16 protein-coding genes are annotated in these 17,212 nt (G+C 72.1%); 7 read left to right on the forward strand and 9 right to left on the reverse strand.

Going from position 1 to position 17,212, the window contains the following annotated elements; translation table 11 throughout:
- Positions 1-466 precede the first annotated feature (466 nt).
- Complete coding sequence (locus ACFV2J_RS34530) at positions 467-1,450, reverse strand: GlxA family transcriptional regulator (protein ID WP_385092747.1); 984 nt, start codon at positions 1,448-1,450, stop codon at positions 467-469.
- A 237-nt stretch (positions 1,451-1,687) separates the two neighbouring features.
- Here ACFV2J_RS34530 and ACFV2J_RS34535 point away from each other — a divergent pair, with 237 nt between their 5' ends.
- Positions 1,688-2,248, forward strand: coding sequence for an NAD(P)H-dependent oxidoreductase (locus ACFV2J_RS34535; protein ID WP_385092744.1), 561 nt, complete (start codon positions 1,688-1,690; stop codon positions 2,246-2,248).
- A gap of 12 nt (positions 2,249-2,260) precedes the next feature.
- Here ACFV2J_RS34535 and ACFV2J_RS34540 read toward each other — a convergent pair whose 3' ends face one another.
- Entirely contained in the window at positions 2,261-2,767 is a 507-nt protein-coding gene (locus ACFV2J_RS34540) for a hypothetical protein (RefSeq protein WP_385092741.1), read from the reverse strand.
- A 136-nt stretch (positions 2,768-2,903) separates the two neighbouring features.
- Positions 2,904-3,590 (reverse strand): hypothetical protein, encoded by a 687-nt coding sequence (locus tag ACFV2J_RS34545; RefSeq protein ID WP_385092738.1) that lies wholly within the window; start codon positions 3,588-3,590, stop codon positions 2,904-2,906.
- Between the two features lie 957 nt (positions 3,591-4,547).
- On the opposite strand from ACFV2J_RS34545, the gene helR reads away from it, so the two are divergent.
- Both helR and ACFV2J_RS34555 read left to right on the forward strand, forming a co-directional pair.
- Positions 4,548-6,701 carry an RNA polymerase recycling motor ATPase HelR gene (helR, locus tag ACFV2J_RS34550; protein ID WP_385092735.1) on the forward strand — a complete coding sequence of 718 codons (2,154 nt, stop codon included), beginning with the start codon at positions 4,548-4,550 and terminating at the stop codon, positions 6,699-6,701.
- A 232-nt stretch (positions 6,702-6,933) separates the two neighbouring features.
- Positions 6,934-7,146, forward strand: coding sequence for a hypothetical protein (locus ACFV2J_RS34555; RefSeq protein WP_385442368.1), 213 nt, complete (start codon positions 6,934-6,936; stop codon positions 7,144-7,146).
- 69 nt (positions 7,147-7,215) lie between these two features.
- Here the strand turns inward: ACFV2J_RS34555 and ACFV2J_RS34560 are convergent, their stop codons facing one another.
- Together ACFV2J_RS34560 and ACFV2J_RS34565 are read right to left on the reverse strand one after the other, a co-directional pair.
- A complete protein-coding gene (locus tag ACFV2J_RS34560; RefSeq protein ID WP_385096624.1) occupies positions 7,216-7,764 on the reverse strand; it encodes a DUF1062 domain-containing protein in 549 nt (182 codons plus the stop codon).
- Positions 7,765-8,000: 236 nt separating this feature from the next.
- Entirely contained in the window at positions 8,001-8,588 is a 588-nt protein-coding gene (locus ACFV2J_RS34565; protein WP_385096622.1) for a CGNR zinc finger domain-containing protein, read from the reverse strand.
- A 118-nt stretch (positions 8,589-8,706) separates the two neighbouring features.
- On the opposite strand from ACFV2J_RS34565, the gene ACFV2J_RS34570 reads away from it, so the two are divergent.
- Positions 8,707-9,885 carry an MFS transporter gene (locus ACFV2J_RS34570; RefSeq protein ID WP_385096619.1) on the forward strand — a complete coding sequence of 393 codons (1,179 nt, stop codon included), beginning with the start codon at positions 8,707-8,709 and terminating at the stop codon, positions 9,883-9,885.
- 482 nt (positions 9,886-10,367) lie between these two features.
- Positions 10,368-11,474, forward strand: coding sequence for a PP2C family protein-serine/threonine phosphatase (locus ACFV2J_RS34575; protein ID WP_385442372.1), 1,107 nt, complete (start codon positions 10,368-10,370; stop codon positions 11,472-11,474).
- A 105-nt stretch (positions 11,475-11,579) separates the two neighbouring features.
- Here the strand turns inward: ACFV2J_RS34575 and ACFV2J_RS34580 are convergent, their stop codons facing one another.
- The 3 genes from ACFV2J_RS34580 to ACFV2J_RS34590 all read right to left on the reverse strand — a co-directional run bounded on the left by ACFV2J_RS34580 (position 11,580) and on the right by ACFV2J_RS34590 (position 15,349).
- Positions 11,580-12,242 (reverse strand): hypothetical protein, encoded by a 663-nt coding sequence (locus tag ACFV2J_RS34580; protein ID WP_385442375.1) that lies wholly within the window; start codon positions 12,240-12,242, stop codon positions 11,580-11,582.
- Between the two features lie 898 nt (positions 12,243-13,140).
- Positions 13,141-14,718 (reverse strand): aldehyde dehydrogenase (NADP(+)), encoded by a 1,578-nt coding sequence (locus ACFV2J_RS34585; RefSeq protein WP_385442378.1) that lies wholly within the window; start codon positions 14,716-14,718, stop codon positions 13,141-13,143.
- 1 nt (position 14,719) lies between these two features.
- Positions 14,720-15,349 (reverse strand): isochorismatase family cysteine hydrolase, encoded by a 630-nt coding sequence (locus ACFV2J_RS34590; RefSeq protein WP_385096662.1) that lies wholly within the window; start codon positions 15,347-15,349, stop codon positions 14,720-14,722.
- A gap of 211 nt (positions 15,350-15,560) precedes the next feature.
- Between ACFV2J_RS34590 and ACFV2J_RS34595 the strand changes: the two genes are divergently transcribed.
- Positions 15,561-16,010: a lipocalin-like domain-containing protein gene (locus tag ACFV2J_RS34595; protein ID WP_385096665.1), complete on the forward strand. Its 450-nt coding sequence runs from the start codon at positions 15,561-15,563 to the stop codon at positions 16,008-16,010.
- 115 nt (positions 16,011-16,125) lie between these two features.
- Positions 16,126-16,707, forward strand: a complete 582-nt coding sequence (locus tag ACFV2J_RS34600) for a TetR/AcrR family transcriptional regulator (RefSeq protein ID WP_385096667.1) — start codon at positions 16,126-16,128, stop codon at positions 16,705-16,707.
- Between the two features lie 98 nt (positions 16,708-16,805).
- Here the strand turns inward: ACFV2J_RS34600 and ACFV2J_RS34605 are convergent.
- Positions 16,806-17,212, reverse strand: a 407-nt coding sequence (locus ACFV2J_RS34605; RefSeq protein WP_385442382.1) for a helix-turn-helix transcriptional regulator, incomplete at its 5' end; no start/stop codon positions are given.

The following is a 17,212-nucleotide window of genomic DNA, read 5'->3' on the forward strand; positions in this document are numbered from 1 at the left end:
GCCGGACGGCTGTGAGGGCGCTCGGCCGGGCCCGGACAGGTCCACGCCCGCGAGAAACACGGCCCTGATTTCCGTACCGGCGATTCGCCCGGCGATTTCCGTGACGAATAGTTCCGTTACAGAACCAATCTCATCAAAAGGGCACGAGACTGAGGTGACGGAATAAATAGTGCACCCCTCGGAAAGCGTCCCGGGCCGAATGTGTGGTGCTCCCGGCAGAAAGATCCATTCACCCGGAGGCGGGCGGCGGGCAGCCTCGGAGGTGTCGCCGGATCACACGGATGGGACCGATCGGGCGGGACCGGCCGGATCAACCGGATCAACGGATCGGCCGGATCAGGACAGCGAGTCAGGGAGACCTGTCGTGCCGTACGTCGCCGAGGACCTCGTTCAGGGGGTCTCGCCCGAGGAGGAGCGGCCGGAACCCGCGCGCCGGCCGCCCGTACGCGGATGGCCGCGGCGCCGGTCAGGGTACGCCGAGGTGATCGCGGTAGGCGGTCGGGGAGACACCGAGGCGGCTGGTGAACACGCGGCGGAGGGTCTCGGCGCTGCCGAATCCGCTCCGGGCCGCCGCCACCGCGACGGTGTGGCCGGCCTGGAGCTGAGCCTGGGCGGTCTCCAGGCGGACCATCTCGACGTAGCGGGCCGGAGTCGTTCCGATCTCGTCATGGAACAGGCGGGTCAGCTGCCGGACACTGACCGCCGCCAGGGCCGCCATGGCCGGGACGCTGTGGTCACGGCCGGGATCGGCCGCGACGGCGTCCAGCACCGCGCGCAGCGGGTGGTCGCGGGCGACGTGGCGGCGGGAGGGCGCGGAGAACTGGGACAGCCCGCCGGGGCGCTGCATGAACACCACCATGGCCTCCGCCACGTCCCGTGCCACCCGCGGGCCGCGGTCGTCCTCCACCATGGCGAGGGCCAGGTCGATGCCGGAGCTGACTCCCGCCGAGGTCAGGATGGTGCCGTCGCGCACGTAGAGGGCGTCCGCCTCCACCGCGACCCGCTCGTAACGCCGCGCGAACTCCTTCGCCTGCCGCCAGTGCGTCGTGGCCCTGCGCCCGTCGAGCAGTCCCACCTCGGCCAGCAGGAACGCCCCCGTGCACACCGACGCGATCCGCTCCGCCCCGGCCGTCAGCCGCCGGACCGCTTCCACCAGGCCGGCGTCGAAGGGGTGGTCCACCATGCCGTACGCACCGGGCACCAGCACGGTGTGCGCGGGGCCGAGGTCCGCCGCGGCGGACTCGACGTGCAGCGTGAGGCCGGTGGAGGTCCGTACGTCCGCGCCGTCCGGCGACACCACGCTCACCTCGTAGCCCGGCCCGTACCGGCCCGCGTGGCTGAAGACGTCGGCGGGGCCCGCGACGTCGATCAACGTGACGCCCTCGAAGGCCAGGATCGCGACCCGGCGCTCGGCGCCCTGCTGTTGCGGCATCGACTCCAGCCTCTCCACGACGACCCCACCTCAGGCTAGGGCCTGGCGTTCGGATCAGGGGGCTCGAAGGCGCGACGCCTGCCCCGCACCCGGCGCCCGGCACCCCGCAGCACCCGGCGCCCCGCATCCCGCATCCCGCATCCCGCATCCCGCATCCCGCATCCCGCATCCCGCATCCCGCCACATGATCCGGACGACAGGACCCCGGCGGCCGGGCAGTGAATCCACCGAAGCACCGAACCGAGAGAGAACACCATGACCGACCTGTCCCCCCGCACCCTCGTCCTGCTCGGCCACCCGGACCTCGCCCGGTCACGGATCAACCGGGCCATGGCCGGCGCCGCCCGCGGGCTGGCCCACGTCACCCTGCACGACCTGTACGCCGCCTATCCCGACCGGCACCTCGACATCCCCGCCGAACAGGCTCTGGTCAGCGAGAACGACGTGATCGTGCTTCAGTTCCCCCTGCACTGGTACTCCGTACCCGGCTTCCTCAAGCAGTGGCTGGACGAGGTCATGACCCGCGGCTTCGCCTACGACAGCGGTGGGCTGCTCACCGGCAAGACGCTGCTGGTCGTCACGTCGACCGGCGGGGTCGCCGACGCCTACCAGCCCGGCGCCTTCCACCGCTTCACCATGACCGAACTGCTCCGTCCCCTGGAACAGACCGCTCACCGCATGGGCATGACCTTCGGCCGGCCGCTCGTCCTCCACGACGCACGCGGTGTCGGCGACGGGGAACTGGCCGAGCACACCGAGCGGTACCGACGGCTGCTCGTCACCGGCCCCCTCCCCCACCAGGATCTCGCCGCATGACCTCCGGTCCGGTCAGCTTCGCCGTGCGTGGGTGAGGGTGTCGCTCACCCACGGCGGGAAGACGAGCCGCGGGAAGAGCCGGCCCTCGACCTCGAAAGGGAGCGAGAAGGTGGGGCTGACGCGCAGATCCCGATGGACGGTGCGGACGTCTACGCGGGTGTCCGGAAGGTGCCAGGCCGAACCGAAGGGACCGATCCGGTTGATCCTCGCGTGGATACGGTCGCCGTACACCAGTGCGGCACACCCATGGGCGTCGGCCCGTGCGGCCGGGACGGACGCGGACCAGCGGCTGAACTCGTCGAGGTAGCCGTGCCGGGACATCTCCGCGAAGCTGATCCTCTCCACCCGCACGGCCGCCGGACCGTCGAGGGACACCATGAGCCGGGGCACCCCCTTGCGGCGCCGCCAGTGGGCGGGCAGGTCCCGGACCACCCGGTCCAGGACGCGCAGGACGTCCGCGCGCACCGCGGGTTCCAGGGCACGGAGCTGTCCGAGCAGGAAGGCGCCGGATTCGTTCACCCCGCCAGCATCCCCGAGCGCGTCCGTCGCCTCAACGGCACGGGCCGCGGTCGTGGTTCGTGTGCGCACCGTCCATGCCGGAGGACCCGGCACTATTGCAGCGGGCCGGGTCCTCCATGATGTGCTGGCGTGGTTGTTACCAGCCGTGACGGTCCCGGACCACCCGGAAGCTGCCCACGACGCCGTCGCGGACCTTCACGCCACCGTGGACGTAGTGGGACACGACGCCGTTGGTGGTGCTCCAGGGGCCGACCGTGGCGACGGGCGAACCGTTGTCGCACGTCGCGCCACGGAAGACCTCGACGGTCCTGCGGCTGTCGTTGCGGACGTTGAAGCTACGCGAACCGAGACCGCTCACCACGGTGATGCAGCCCCAGCTCTGGGCGGAGTACGACCGCTCGTTGAAGTCGATCCGCCCTTCGTAGCCACGGCCACCGCGGCCGCCGCCGTCACGACCGCCACCGTCGCGGCCACCCTCGTCGTCGCCGCCGCGACCACCTTCGTCGCCGCCACGGCCACCTTCGTCGCCGCCACGGCCGCCACCGTTGTCGCCACCACGGCCACCGCCGTTGTCGCCACCACGGCCGCCACCGTTGTCGCCGCCGCGGCCGCCGCCGTTGTCGCCGCCGTTGCCGGCGACCGCTCCGTTGGCCCCGCCGCCCGCGGCGGCTCCGTTCTCCTTCGCCTGTCCGCTGTCACCGCCCGTGGGGGCGGCCTGGTTGACGGTGGGGGTGGCCGCGGCAGCCGAGGGGACCTCGGGAGCCGAGGCGTACGTGACGCCCGTGGCGACGAGGGCCGCGGCGGCCGCTGCGCCTGCAGTCATGGCAATTTTGCGCGTGATCATGAGGCTCTTTCCAATCTCTGAGTCGTCGACCAAACAGCCACTATGTGACTGAATGAACCGATAATCTCTTTATATGTAATATCAGGCACGCCGGAGACGCAGCAGAAGGCGGCCAATTGGGGGTACGGCCCCTATTTCCGCAGCTCAGAGCGCACTCGCCGAGTATCCAAAGCCGCCTCGAACGGACGCACTTGACGCCTCATCGGACCGATTCGGGGGGCGCCACGCCGTCCATCGCCTCCCTGCCCCAGGCCTGGCCGGGCGCGCCACGTACCCGTGGACCGCCTCCCTGTCACCGCCGGCACGGCCTCCGCAGGCAGCCGGCAGAGCCCGGAGCGGAGAGCTGACGGGGCGCCACACGACACGAAGAGGAGATGTGACGGATCGCCATGCGAAGAGGGAAGGCGACGGTCCGGTGGCCCCGACGCCCTCGGGACGGAGGACCCCTGCCGCTCGAACACGTCCCGGCCGACCGCTCCGGCCGACCGCTCCTGCCGACCGTTCCGTGCCGCCGAGGCCGCCGCGCCTGGCGCGTCGCCGTCTCACGAAGGGTCTGTTCCGCGCAGGCCTGTTCCGCGCAGGGTCCGTCTCGCGAGGGGTCCGTCCCGCGAGAGGTCCGTCCCTCAGACGGAAAACAAAAAGGGCAAGGGAGAATGTCCGTCCCTTGCCACTCTCAACATATAGCGCACCGGGGGGCTTGCGGCAAGGTCCCCTTCATGCCGCAGAATCACTGGCCGAAGGCCGGAAGCTGCGGAAATAGGAGATTCACGAAGTGCGTGCGCTTTTGTCAGAGCATGAGCCCTCCGAGGGCGCCGAACCGGCGGCGCGACGCGCACCGGGGTCACGGCCGCGAGCGCTCGGCGTCGAGGCGGCCGGGGGTGCGGGCGCGCGCGCCGTCGCACCCGGCGGGCGCGGCCGCGGAGCGGAGCTGACGGCATGACCTCCCTGACCACCAGCGCGTTCGACCTTCCCGGCCACCTCTCGCCCAAGGCCGACCCGGCACTGATCGCCGACGACGAGCGGCACTTCGCCGCCATCGCCGAGAGCCTCGACCAGGCGGTCTCCGATCTGTCCGACCGCCTCGACGCCCTGCGCAGGGCGCCCGGCGGCATCGGGCGGGAGGCGATGGAACGGGACATGGAGATCCACCGGCTGACCGGCCGCCTGCGCACCCTGCGCCGTTTCGGTCTCGACCTGTGCCTCGGACATGTCGTCGGCGCGGGCGACGCCGAGCGCATGTACATCGGACGGCTCGGTCTCACCGACAGCAGCGGGTGTCGGCTGCTGGTGGACTGGCGCTCCCCCGCGGCCGAGCCGTTCTTCGCGGCGACCCACGCCCGTCCGATGGGTCTGGCGAGCCGCCGCAGGTACCGCTGGACCCGTGGCCGGATCGGCGACTACTGGGACGAGGTGTTCACCGCGCAGGGGCTCGAAGGGCATGCCGCGCTCGACGACCAGTCAGCCTTCATCGCCGGCCTGGGCGCCCACCGGTCGCCCCGGATGCGGGACGTGCTCGCCACCATCCAGGCCGACCAGGACGCCATCATCCGGGCGGGGTCCCGTGGCGCCCTCGTCGTGGACGGCGGTCCCGGTACGGGGAAGACCGTCGTCGCCCTGCACCGCTCCGCCTACCTCCTCTACTCCGACCCCCGCCTCGGTCACCGTCGTGGCGGCGTGCTGTTCGTCGGTCCGCACCAGCCCTACCTGGCCTACGTCGCCGACGTCCTCCCCAGCCTCGGAGAGGAGGGCGTACAGACCTGCACCCTGCGCGACCTCGTCCCCGAGGGCGCCGGGGCGAAGGCCGAGGCCGACCCGGAGACGGTCCGCCTGAAGTCGTCGGCGGACATGGTGAAGGCGATCGAGACGGCCGTCAGGTTCTACGAGACGCCGCCCGCCCACGGGATGACGGTGACGACCCCCTGGTCCGACGTCCGGCTGAGCGCCGACGACTGGGCCGAGGCCTTCGACGCACCGGGGCCGGGCACTCCGCACAACGAGGCGCGGGACCTGATCCTGGAGGAACTGCTCTCGATCCTGGCGGACAGGCACGACGGCGACGTCCCGTCCGATCCGCTCCGCAGGGCGCTGCTGCGGGACGAGGAGCTGGTCGGGACGCTCGACCGCGCGTGGCCGCTGCTCGAAGCGGCCGATGTCGTCGGGGACCTGTGGTCGGTACCCGCCTACCTGCGGCTGTGCGCGCCCTGGCTCGGGCCCGACGACGTACGGAAGCTGCGGCGCGCGGACGCCCAGGCCTGGACGGTGTCCGACCTGCCGCTCCTGGACGCGGCACGGCAGCGGCTCGGCGACCCGGAGGCGTCGCTGCGCAGGCGCCGCCACGAGGCGTCGGTCGCCGCCGAACGCGCGCGCAGGGCCGACGTCATCGACAGCCTGCTGGAGAACGTCGTGATCGACGAGAGCGAGGGCGCGATGGGAATGCTGCGCGGACGCGACCTCCAGGACACCCTGATCGACGAGACCGCGCGGCCCGGCACCGGCCCGGAACCCTTCGCCGGTCCGTTCGCGCACATCGTCGTGGACGAGGCTCAGGAACTGACCGACGCCGAGTGGCAGATGCTGCTGCTCCGCTGCCCGTCCCTGAGCTTCACCATCGTCGGGGACCGCGCCCAGGCCCGGCACGGGTTCACCGAGTCGTGGCGCGAACGGCTCGAACGGGTCGGGCTCGACCGGATCGACGTGACCTCCCTGAGCGTCAACTACCGGACGCCGGAGGAGATCATGGCGGAGGCCGAGCCGGTCGTCCGAGCCGTGCTCCCGGACGCCAACGTGCCGACATCCGTCCGCAGCAGCGGAATCCCCGTCGTCCACGGATCCGCCGCGGATCTGGACTCGGTCCTCGGCACCTGGCTCGCCGCGCACGCCGAGGGGACCGCCTGTGTCATCGGCGCTCCCGCCTTCCGGGCGACGTCCCGTGTCCGGTCGCTGACTCCGGAGCTGTCGAAGGGACTCGAGTTCGACCTGGTCGTGCTCGTCGACCCGGTCGCGTTCGGCGAAGGTGTCGAAGGTGCGGTCGACCGCTATGTCGCGATGACCCGGGCGACCCGCCAACTGGTCATTCTCACCAGCTCCTGACGGCGGTCACGGACGGGCGCGGAACGGTGGCGGCAACCGCCGTCCGGACCGGCCGGCGGCACGGCGCGGCACACCGCGTCCGCGCCCTGGTTCCCGGCCCGACGACGGCGGCGGACGGGTGCGGCAGCTCGGATCGGGGCGGCGGCAGGACCTCCGCCGGGGCGGACTCCGGTGGAACGAGCTCGAACGGGACGAGTGCCGACGGGAAGGGCACGGCGGCCGGCCCGTCCTCATGAACAGGGAGTCGACGGCCTTCGGCATCGACTGCCCGGTCAACAGGTCGGGCGGCACCGGCGTCCGCGTCACAGGGCTGCTGGTGAGCCCGCCGAACGAGACGGAGACCGTCACCCTCGCCTGGCCGGACGCCGCCACGCTACCCGTCACGGACAGCGCCAACTCCCCGGTGAGGGTCGGCCCGGTGGGCGGTGCCGGTCAGGGCGGCTGACCCGCACGGCCCGGCCTCGGGCCTGTCCGGCGGAACTCGCCGGACAGGCCCCTGATCCCCCGGGGGGGCTCAGCGCTTGAGCGTGAAGGTGAAGTCGCCGGAGAGCTTGCCGCTCAGCCGGACCGCCGACACGAGTCGGCCCTCCGCGACCAGTCTCCCGGCCTCGGCCCGCGAAAGACGGCAGCCCTCGGCGATCAGCCGCACCGGCCGGACGGGGATGCGCGCCGCGAAACGGACCGAGACGTCGATCACCTCGCGGTCCAGGTGATCCGATCCGCGGGTGTCGAGGCGCCAGGCGCCGTCCCAGTCGAGGGCGACGCGATTGCGCCGCCGAACGGCCGGGTCCTGGAGCAACTCGGCTGCCAGAGCGGGGTCGTTGTCGTGCAGCCGGTCCAGCAGCTCAGGTCGTACGGAGCGCACGTTCATCCGCTCCAGGACCGTGAGCTTCGTGGTTTCCCCGCACGCGGTACAGAGCGCGAGGAGCCAGGCGTCGATGAGCTTGTGGTGGGCGTTGACACGGAATTTGCCGTTCGCCCGGAAACGCTCGGACGCGCACGCGTGACAACGGCGGAGGACGAGCGGCAGGCAGGTGGGCATGACCACCCAGTTGTCGAGCACAGAAGTACACCGGTTTCAGTGAGAAGTCCGCAGCAGGAAGGAGCACGGCGCGCACTTGCGCGACGCGCGACGATTCAGCGCTCGGGAGGTCTCACAGGGTGTACAACGGCACGTCCTTCCCCGGACGACTCGGTTCGGCAGCACGGTAGTGGCGCGCAGCGGCGCCGTACCAATGGTTTTCTTCGGTCGCGTCGGTCGACGCACCGTCGGAGAACCTTGCGGAGATCCCGGGGATCTCAGCCCTGAGCCGCCTTGCGGGAGCGGAAGGCCGCCGCCTTGACCCGGCCGCGGCACGCGTCCGAGCAGAAGTGGCGTACGGCGTTACGGGAGTTGTCGACGTAGACGCGGTCGCACACCGGCGCCGCGCAGACCCCGAGGCGGCCGGCGAGGTCGCTGCCGATGGCCAGCGCGAGGGCGGTGGCGCATCCGGCGGTCCACCCCACGGAGAGGCTGTCGTCGGCGCCGTGGAAGTGAACCTGCCAGGGTTCGCCGTCCACGCGGTCGAGTTGGGGGCGGGCCCCGCTGGTGCGCAGCAGGACGTTGACGAGCTCCGCGGCCCGGTCGGTGCCACCACGGTCGACGGCGTCGAACACCTCCCGCATCCGCCGGGCCGTCCGGGCGAGATGGAGCGCGTGCTCCGGCTCGACCTCGGCACGGTCGGCAGCGGGCGGCAACGCGTCATGAACGGCTCCAGGGAGCCGGTCGCCCTGCGGGGCGGTGTAGGGACGGCCTTGCCGGGCGCCGTCGGTCAGCGCGTTCACGAGCGAGACGGAAACATCGAGCAGCGTCCCCACGTGACCATCGAACATCACTTGACTGGTCACTCCTTCCCCTTCTAGCGTCCTGGCATCACCGACGATAGTCGATTCGTCGGTTACGACGGCGGGGTGAGATCTGGTGCGGGGCGGGACGCGGTTGCCGCGAGCGGTGCGGCTGTTGGTCGTGGCGCGAGCGGTGAACCGGCTGGGAGCGTTCTCCCTCTCCTTCCTCACCGTGCTCGTCACGACGAGGTTCGGGGCCGGCGCCGTGGTCGCCGGAGGGGTGAGTGCCGCCTTCGGCGTCGCCACGATCCCCTCCCGGCTGGCCGGCGGGCGACTGGCCGACCGGATCGGCCGACGCCGCACGATCGTGCTGGGTCTGACCGGGTGCGCGGTGGCGCAACTGGGGCTCGCCGCCGCCGACAGCCTCACGGCGGCCGTCTGCTGGGCCGTGCTGCTGGGCCTCGTCTTCGAGCTCTACGAACCCCCGAGCCAGGCGATGATCGCCGACGTCGTGGCGCCGGACGACCAGGTCCGCGCCTACGGCCTGCTGAACGCGGCGCTGGCGGCGGCGGGCATGGGCGCGGGGCTTCTGGCGGCGGCCGTGGGCCACTGGGACCTGCGCCTGCTGTTCGTCGTCGACGCCGCCACATGCCTGCTCTGCGCCCTCACCGTGCGACTGCTCCTCCCCGCGGACTCTCGCGTCGCTGCGGTGACCACCGGGCGGGCGCCCGCCGTCACCCCGTGGCGCGATCGCGCGTTGCTCCGCATGCTCGCGGCCGGGACGACGTTCGCCGTGATCTACCTCCAGATCATGATCACGCTCCCGCTCGCCCTGGATCACGAAGGACTGGACCCCGCCGACGCCGGTCTGTTGTTCACCGCGTCCGCACTCACCATCACCGCGGGACAGCCGCTGACGCGATGGAGGCGGCTCCCGGTCCTCTCCGCGCCCGTCGCCTTCACGGTCGGCCATCTGCTGCTGGCACTGGGCCTGGCCGGATACGGCTTCGCCCACAACTTGTTCGCCTACCTGGCGTCGACGGTGGTGTGGAGTGTGGGCGACCTGCTCCTCGTCGGCCGCGCCTACGCTGTCGTGGCCGGCCTGGCGCCGCCCGGTGGCGAAGGGCGCTATCTGGCGGTCTACGGCACCAGTTGGGGCATCGCGGGTGTCGCCGCCCCGCTGACGGGAACTCAACTGCTCGAACACACCGGACCAGTGGGCCTGTGGAGTGCGATGGCGTTCGCTTGCCTGCTGCTCGCCGCCCTGCGACCCGTCTGGCTCCGGGACGCCCCGCTCCTCCGCCCCCACAGCCAACGGCCGCCGGAACGGGCCGAGTTGCCCGACAGGTCGTCCCACTGACCGTCGCGGTCCCCCACCATGGTGTCGGTACCGGACGTGGCTCCGGTGACGGACCTCACCCCGCGCACCGGGGCGATCCCGGCCCCCGCCCGGCTCGTGGACGCGCAGGAGCCCCGCGCGACGACCGGAGCGGCGGCGGAGTGCGGGCCGCGTACGAGGTCCTGCCTGACGCCGGGTCGGGCGAGGCGCTCGACGTGCGGTCCGGCCGGACGGCGGCCTGGGCGGACGACGCCCCCGAGGTCCGTGTCCGACCGCGCCTGCCGCCGGCGTCGGCCCGTGCGGCCGCCACCGAGGGCGAGCCCGCGACCGCACGCACCCTCGCCCACCCGACCGCCGCGGGACGTGAAACTCCGACGCCTGAAGGCGATCGCGCGACGCCGGGCGCGGATACGTACGCGTGACGCGCGGGAACGCACGCATGGTGCGACGGGGGTGCCGAAGGGCCCACCGGAAGACGATCAAGAATCGCCTACCATCCAGCCATGGGTGATCTGAGTAGATATCAGACGGCATGGATCGACCTGAGACGTCGGGATCCGGTACTGCTGTCCCCCATCGCGCTGACGGCCGTGATCGGCTTCCTGTCCGTCCTCACACCGCACGACGTCCCCTTCAGCCGGCTGCTTCCGGCAGCACCCGCGCTGGCCGCGTCGGTCTGGCCGGTCCGAGCCACCCTCGCCCTGGGCGTGATCTGCCTGCTCCCCGTCGTCGGATATGCCATCGCCCTCTCCGACATGACGACCCTGTACACGGCGGGCGCGATCGGTGCCGTCACGCTGGCCGCCGTCTACGCCAGCCATCTGCGTCTCCAACGCGAACACACCCTCGCCCAGGTCCGCGCGGTGGCCGACGCCACCCAGGAGGTCCTGCTCAGACCGGTTCCCGCCCGGGTCAGGAATCTGGAGATCGCCACCCTCTACCTCGCCGCGGCACCGCAGGCCCGTATCGGCGGAGACTTCTACGCCGCCGCCGACACCCCTCACGGCCTGCGCCTCATCCTCGGGGACGTCCGCGGCAAGGGCCTGCGCGCCGTCGGTGTCGCCGCCGCCATTCTCGGCTCCTTCCACGAAGCCGCCTACGAGTGCGCCGACCTGTCGCAGCTCGCGCACCGCCTGGACACCACACTCACCCGGTACGACATCGCCGTCCCCGACGAGGACACCCCGGAGCGTTTCGCCACAGCCGTCATCGTCGAGTTCCCGCGGACCGGCACGCACGTCTCGGTCCTCACCTGCGGGCACCCGCCGCCCCTCCTCATCCGCGACGGCGCCGCCCTGGCCCTGGAACCCACGGCGCCCTCGCCCCCGGTCAACCTCGCCGCGCTCATCGGCCGCGACTACCACGTCGAACGGGTCCCCTTCACCCGCGGCGACCTGCTCCTGCTCTACACCGACGGCGTCAGCGAAACCCGCGACGCCGACGGCGCCTTCTTCCCCCTCACCACATGGACGGCGCGCACATCCGCCGTCTCTCCCTCCGCGCTCCTGCGGGCCCTCCACCAAGCCCTCGTACTCCACAGCGACGGCAGCCTCGACGACGACATCGCCTGCGTGGCCGTCCTCAACGCCCCACGTCGCCGCGACCCCTGATCTGCCGTCCGGCGATCACCGGGGTCCCGGTGGACATGCCGGAGAACCCGGCCCGATTGCAGCGGGCCGGGTTCTCCATGCGGTGCGGACGTCGCCCAGTGGGGACTAGTCGCGGTCGCCGCCGCCGTAGCCACCGTCGTCGCCACCGCGGTCACCGCCGCCGTAGCCACCACCGTCGCCACCGCGGTCACCGCCACCGTAGCCACCACCGTCGCCACCGCGGTCGCCGCCACCGTAGCCACCGCCGTAGCCACCACCGTGGTGGTCCTCGACGACGCGGAAGCTGCCCACGACGCCGTCCCTGACCTTCACGCCACCGTGGACGCGGAAGGGCACGATCCCGTTGCTGCTGCTCCACGGGCCGACCGTCGCGAGCGGCGAACCGTTGTCGCAGGTCGCGCCACGGAAGACCTCGACGGTCTTGTGGCTGTCGTTACGGACGTTGAAGCTACGGGAGCCGAGACCGCTCACCACGGTGATGCAGCCCCACGAGCGAGCCGAGTACGAACGCTCGTTGAAGTCGATCCGGCCCTCGTAGTGACGACGGCCACCACGGCCGCCGCCGCCACCTCCTCCTTCGTTGCCCTTCGACTGGATGTTCCCTTCCTTGCCCTTCGACTGCCCGTTGTCGCCGCCCGACGGGGCGATCTGGTTGACGGTGGGCGTAGCCGAAGGGGCTGCAGTGGCCGAGGCGTAGGTGACGCCCGTGGCGACGAGGGCCGTAGCGGCCGCAACGGCGGCAGTCACGGCAATGTTGCGCGTGGTCATGTCACTCTTCCCTATCTCTGAGACGTCGGCCAAGCAGCCGATCTGTGATCGAAATTACCGATAATCCCTTTATCTTCCGTATTAGACACGCGGGAAATCTGAAGTCTGGAATCCGATTGGGCGTACGGGGCGACGGTCCGGCCGGCCCGGAACGCGGCCCGGAACGGACTGAACACGCGTCAAAAGTGGCCTCTGACCTGCACATGAGGCGATTCGACGGCAAAGAGGCCGTCGTCCGGCCCCGCTTCGGGCCGCCCGCGAAGGTCGGTACCGACCACTCCGGACGCCGAAACGAGGGGGGACAACGGCTTCTTGAGACCGCGCGGCCTCGTCCTCAGGCACGCCCGCCGAGGGAGAACGCCTCCGGGACGCTCGACGCGCCGCTGGAGACCGGGACGACACCGCGGGCCGGATCGGCGGGCAGCGCCTCGGCCGGACCCGCACGGCACGTCCGTCGCCGGTACCGTGCACGTCGCGGTGGGTCGGCGCGGAGAGCGTCGGCTCCTCACCGACGTGGCGAGCCGCGCCCGCCGTACGTCCGCGCCGTAGGGAGCCACGCCCGCCCGGCGTCCGCGACGACCGGCCGCGGCTCGCGGCCGACCCGGCGGCTCGCGGATCGGCGCGGCGACTCGGGGATCGGCGGGGGCGCGGGCGGTCCGCGTCCGACCACCGGATCCCCGGCGACCACGCGCAGGACGCCCCCGGCCCGCGGAACGCGGGAGCGAGCCACGGCCGCGGTCGGCACGATCCGCGCCGGCGGGACGACGACGGCCGCGAAACCGCCGCTCGAAGCGGCCGGACGGGACAGCCCGCCGGTGCCCGTGTGCACCGGACACGTCGTCGAGTGGGACCGGGCCCCGGCCGGCCGCTCGTGGAGCGACCGGCACGGCGGGGCGTGTCAGTCCTGGGTGAGGTGGCCGTCGACCAGACGCCACAGCCCCAGGGGGTTGCCCGCGGCCAGCGCGTCCGGCAGCAGCGCGTCGGGGAAGCCCTGGTAGGTGACGGGTCGCAGGAAACGGTCGATGGACGTCATACCGACCGAGGTGAAGCGGCTGTCCGTGGTGGCCGGGAACGGACCGCCGTGGATGGTCGCGTCTGCGACCTCCTGCGGGTGGGCGAAGGCGTTCACCACGATCCTGCCGGTACGCCGTTCCAGGATCGGCAGCAGTCGTGCCGCGTCACCGTGATCGGCCTCGTCGAGGTGCATCGTCGCCGACAGCTGACCGCGGAAGGTCCGGGCCACCTCCAGGAGTTGGGCCATGTCGGTCAGACGTACCAGGAGCGCCGCCGGTCCGAACACCTCCTCGGCCAGGCCGGGATCCGACAGGAACCGCTCCCCGTCGACCTCCAGCAGCCGCGAGCGGCCCTCCCAGGGGCCCTGGGGCGCCGGGCCCTCGGTGAGGGTCTCGGCGCCGGACTCGCGCAGCCGCCGCGCGCCCTGGTCGTAGGCGTCGTGGATGCCGGGGGTCAGCATGGTGCGCGCGCCCATGGCGTTCACCCGTGCCGCGGCCGCCTCCCGCATCTCGGCGTAGCCCGGGCCGTCGACGGCGAGCAGGACGGCCGGCTTCAGGCAGGCCTGGCCGACGTTGACGAGCATGCGCTCGGCGAACCCGTCGCCGGTCTCGGCGCCGCGCGCCGCGAGTGCCGCGGGCAGGACGAAGGTGGGGTTGACGCTGGTCATCTCGGCGAAGACCGGGATCGGGTCCGGACGGAGCTGGGCCCGCCGGTACAGCGCCATGCCACCGCGCTCGGATCCGGTGAAGGTCACCGCCTTGATCAGCGGGTGGTCCACGAGCGCCTCACCGATCTCGTTGCCCGCGCCCCGCACCATGGAGAACACCCCGTCGTGCAGCCCCGAGTCGGCGACCGCGCCGCGGATGGCGCGCGCCTGGAGCTCCGACGCGCCCGGGTGGGCGTTGTGGGCCTTGAGGACGACCGGGGCGCCCGCCGCCAGCGCGGAGGCGGTGTCGCCGCCGGCGACGGAGTACGAGACGGGGAAGTTGCTCGCGCCGAAGACGGCGACCGGTCCGATGGCGATCTTCTGAAGTCGGTGGTCCATCCGCGGCCGCGGCTGCCGCTCGGGCTGCGCCGGGTCGATGGCGGCGCCGCGGAAGCGGCCCGCGCGGACCACGTCGGCGAACTGCCGGAACTGCGAGGCGGCCTTGGCCGTCTCCCCCTGGAGTTGCGCCACGGGCAGGCCGGTCTCCAGGGCCGCCCGCTCGGCGAGTTCCCGGTTGATCCCGTCCAGCCTGTCCGCGATCAGGTCGAGGAACGCGGCACGTTCCCTCGGTCCGGTGCTGTGGTAGCTGTCGAAGGCCTCGTCGGCCAGGCGCGCGGCACGGTCGACCTCGGCCGGCCCGCCGAACGCGAACTCGGGTCCGATGTACTCCCCCGTCGCGGGGTCGAGGGCCTTCATCGTGCCGGTGGACGCCGGGACGTCCGACGAGCCGATCAGCATGTGTCCGGTCAGAGTCATCTCAGTGCTCTCCGTTCTCCAGCGTCCGCAGGAGTTCCGCGGTGGTGGTGATGGTGTGGGCGTAGGTGGGTCCGTTGAGTTCGTGGGCGGCGTGCATCATCTCGGGCTTGAACGCGGCGGTGGCGTCGCGGACGAGGGTCACGTGGTAGCCGAGCTCCATCGCGTAACGGCTGGTGGACTCGATGCAGGTGTTGGCGAGCAGGCCGACGACGATCACATGGGTGATGCCGTGCTGCTTGAGCCGGAAGTCCAGATCGGTGTTGGCGAAGCCGCTCTGCGCCCAGTGCTCCTGCACGATCACGTCACCGTCCGAGGGCTGGAGATCCTGGTGGAACTCGCCGCCCCAGGTGCCCCGCGCGAAACTGTGGCGCTCCTGCACGAGACGCTGCGTGGGGTTGGGGTGGTCCCAGTCCTCGTAGTCGCCCTCCTGCCAGCGGCGGTGGGGGACGAAGGCGACCAGCAGCTCCGCCCGGCGTCCCGCGGCGACGACGGCGCGCAGGTTGTCCAGCAGACCGACGTCCGTGGCCACCTGCCGGACGGCGGGCCAGATCTTGCCGCCCTCCGACAGGAAGTCGTTGTAGGGATCGACCAGCAGAACCGCGGTGCGGGTGGGGTCGTAGATGTCCGTCATGGTGCGTCCTTCTCGTATTTCCCGCTCTACTCTGGATGACTTGCATCATCCTCATTCAGGATGGTGAGCATCATCCAGAATGTCAAGGTGAGGTACCCCGCACAGCCCATCTGTATGATGACTATCATCCACATTTCACAGGCCGGACCTCCGCGCCCTCTCGTACGGGGACGGCACGGAGCGTCGAGGACCGAGACCGGTAAGGAACCCCATGAACCCCGATGAACTGCGCGAGAACCTCGTCGGCGCCTGGCGCCTGGTGTCGTACCGGGCCACCGCCGTCGACGACGGAGAGGTCGTCGAGCCCTTCGGCCCGCGGCCCCGGGGCCTCATCACGTACACACCCGGTGGTCACATGACGGCCCAGATCATGCATCCGCTGCGGCCCCGGTTCCGGCGGGAGCGTCTCGAGGAGGGGCTGCCCGGGGAACTGGCCACGGCGGCCCTCGGCTACCTGGCCTACGGCGGGACCTACGAGGTTCCCGAGGACGACCTCGTGCTCCACCACGTCGAGGTCAGCCTGTTCCCCAACTGGGTGGGCACCACCCAGGCCCGGGTCGCCGACCGGGACGGTGACCGACTCCGGCTGTCCCTGGTCGAGCCCGTCCTGATCCGGGGTGCCCGCCGTACGGGGGTCCTCGTCTGGGAGCGCGCCCGATGACGTCCGCGGCGCCGCCGCGCCGCCGCCGCGGACGGCCGATCCGGACAGGGGATATGATGTCCGTCATCCACATGTGATCGGCGCAGCTCGCCGTCGTAGATCGGGAGGTCTTCCCATGGGTCACTCCCAGGCAGCCAAGGCGGAGTCGCGTGACCGGGTCCTGCGGATCACCGCCCGGCGCATCCGCGAGGAGGGGCTGACCCGCCCGGGCGTCGCGGAGCTGATGAACGAGGCCGGGCTGACCCACGGCGGGTTCTACAAGCACTTCTCCTCGCGGGACGACCTGATGCGGCAGGCCGCCGCTCTCGCCCTGGTCGACGGTGAGACCAAGATGGCGCGGGCCGCCCGCCGCAACCGCGAGGAGCCCCGCACCGGACTGATCGACTCCTATCTCAGCGCCCGCCACCGTGACGCCCCGGGGACGGGCTGCGCGGTGGTGACGCTCGGCGCCGCGGCGGGACGCGGCGAGGCGGAGATGAAGGAGGCGTACGAAAAGCAGGTGCTGAGCTATCTGGAGCTCATCAGCGGGACGGCGGACGACGACGATTCCGACGAGGCGCGGGCGGACGCCATGCTCACGCTGAGTGCGATGGTCGGCGCGCTGCTGATGTCACGGGCGGTCGCCGACCCCGAGCTCTCCGACCAGCTTCTGCGGACGGTCGCCGCGCGGCTCAAGGGCGCGCCCGTACCGTCCTGAGCGCCCGCGTCCGCCGCCGGACGCCCGGCTCGCCGCCACACCGCACGCGACGGACGCCCGCCCATCACCCGCGTCGACGACCCCGCGGGCCAATACACCTAGGACGGACGGCGCGTGCGACGCGCGGACGCGTCCGGGGGCACCGCCCTGAGCGTCCGGGCCAGTTCGCGCCGGGTGGTGACGCCGAGTTTGGCGTAGGCGCGCTGGAGGTGGTTGTCGACGGTGCGCACCGACAGGGCCAGGATCTCGGCGATGTCCTTACTGGTGTTGCCGGCCGAGGCGAGCAGCGCGACCTCCTGTTCACGGACGGTGAGCGGCTCGGGGGCCTGGGCGGTGGTCAGCAGCGGTGTGCGGGCGCCCTCACAGCGGGCCAGGGCCGCGCCGGCGCGGTGGGCGACCGCCGAGGCGCGGCGGGACGCGTGCGCCCGGCGCCAGGCGGCCGCGGCGGCCGGGGGCGCGGCCGCGGGCGGGCGGGGGGGGGCGCGCGGGCGGGCGGGCGGGGGCG

It is taken from the genome of Streptomyces sp. NPDC059668 (assembly GCF_042734135.1).
GTDB lineage: Bacteria > Actinomycetota > Actinomycetes > Streptomycetales > Streptomycetaceae > Streptomyces.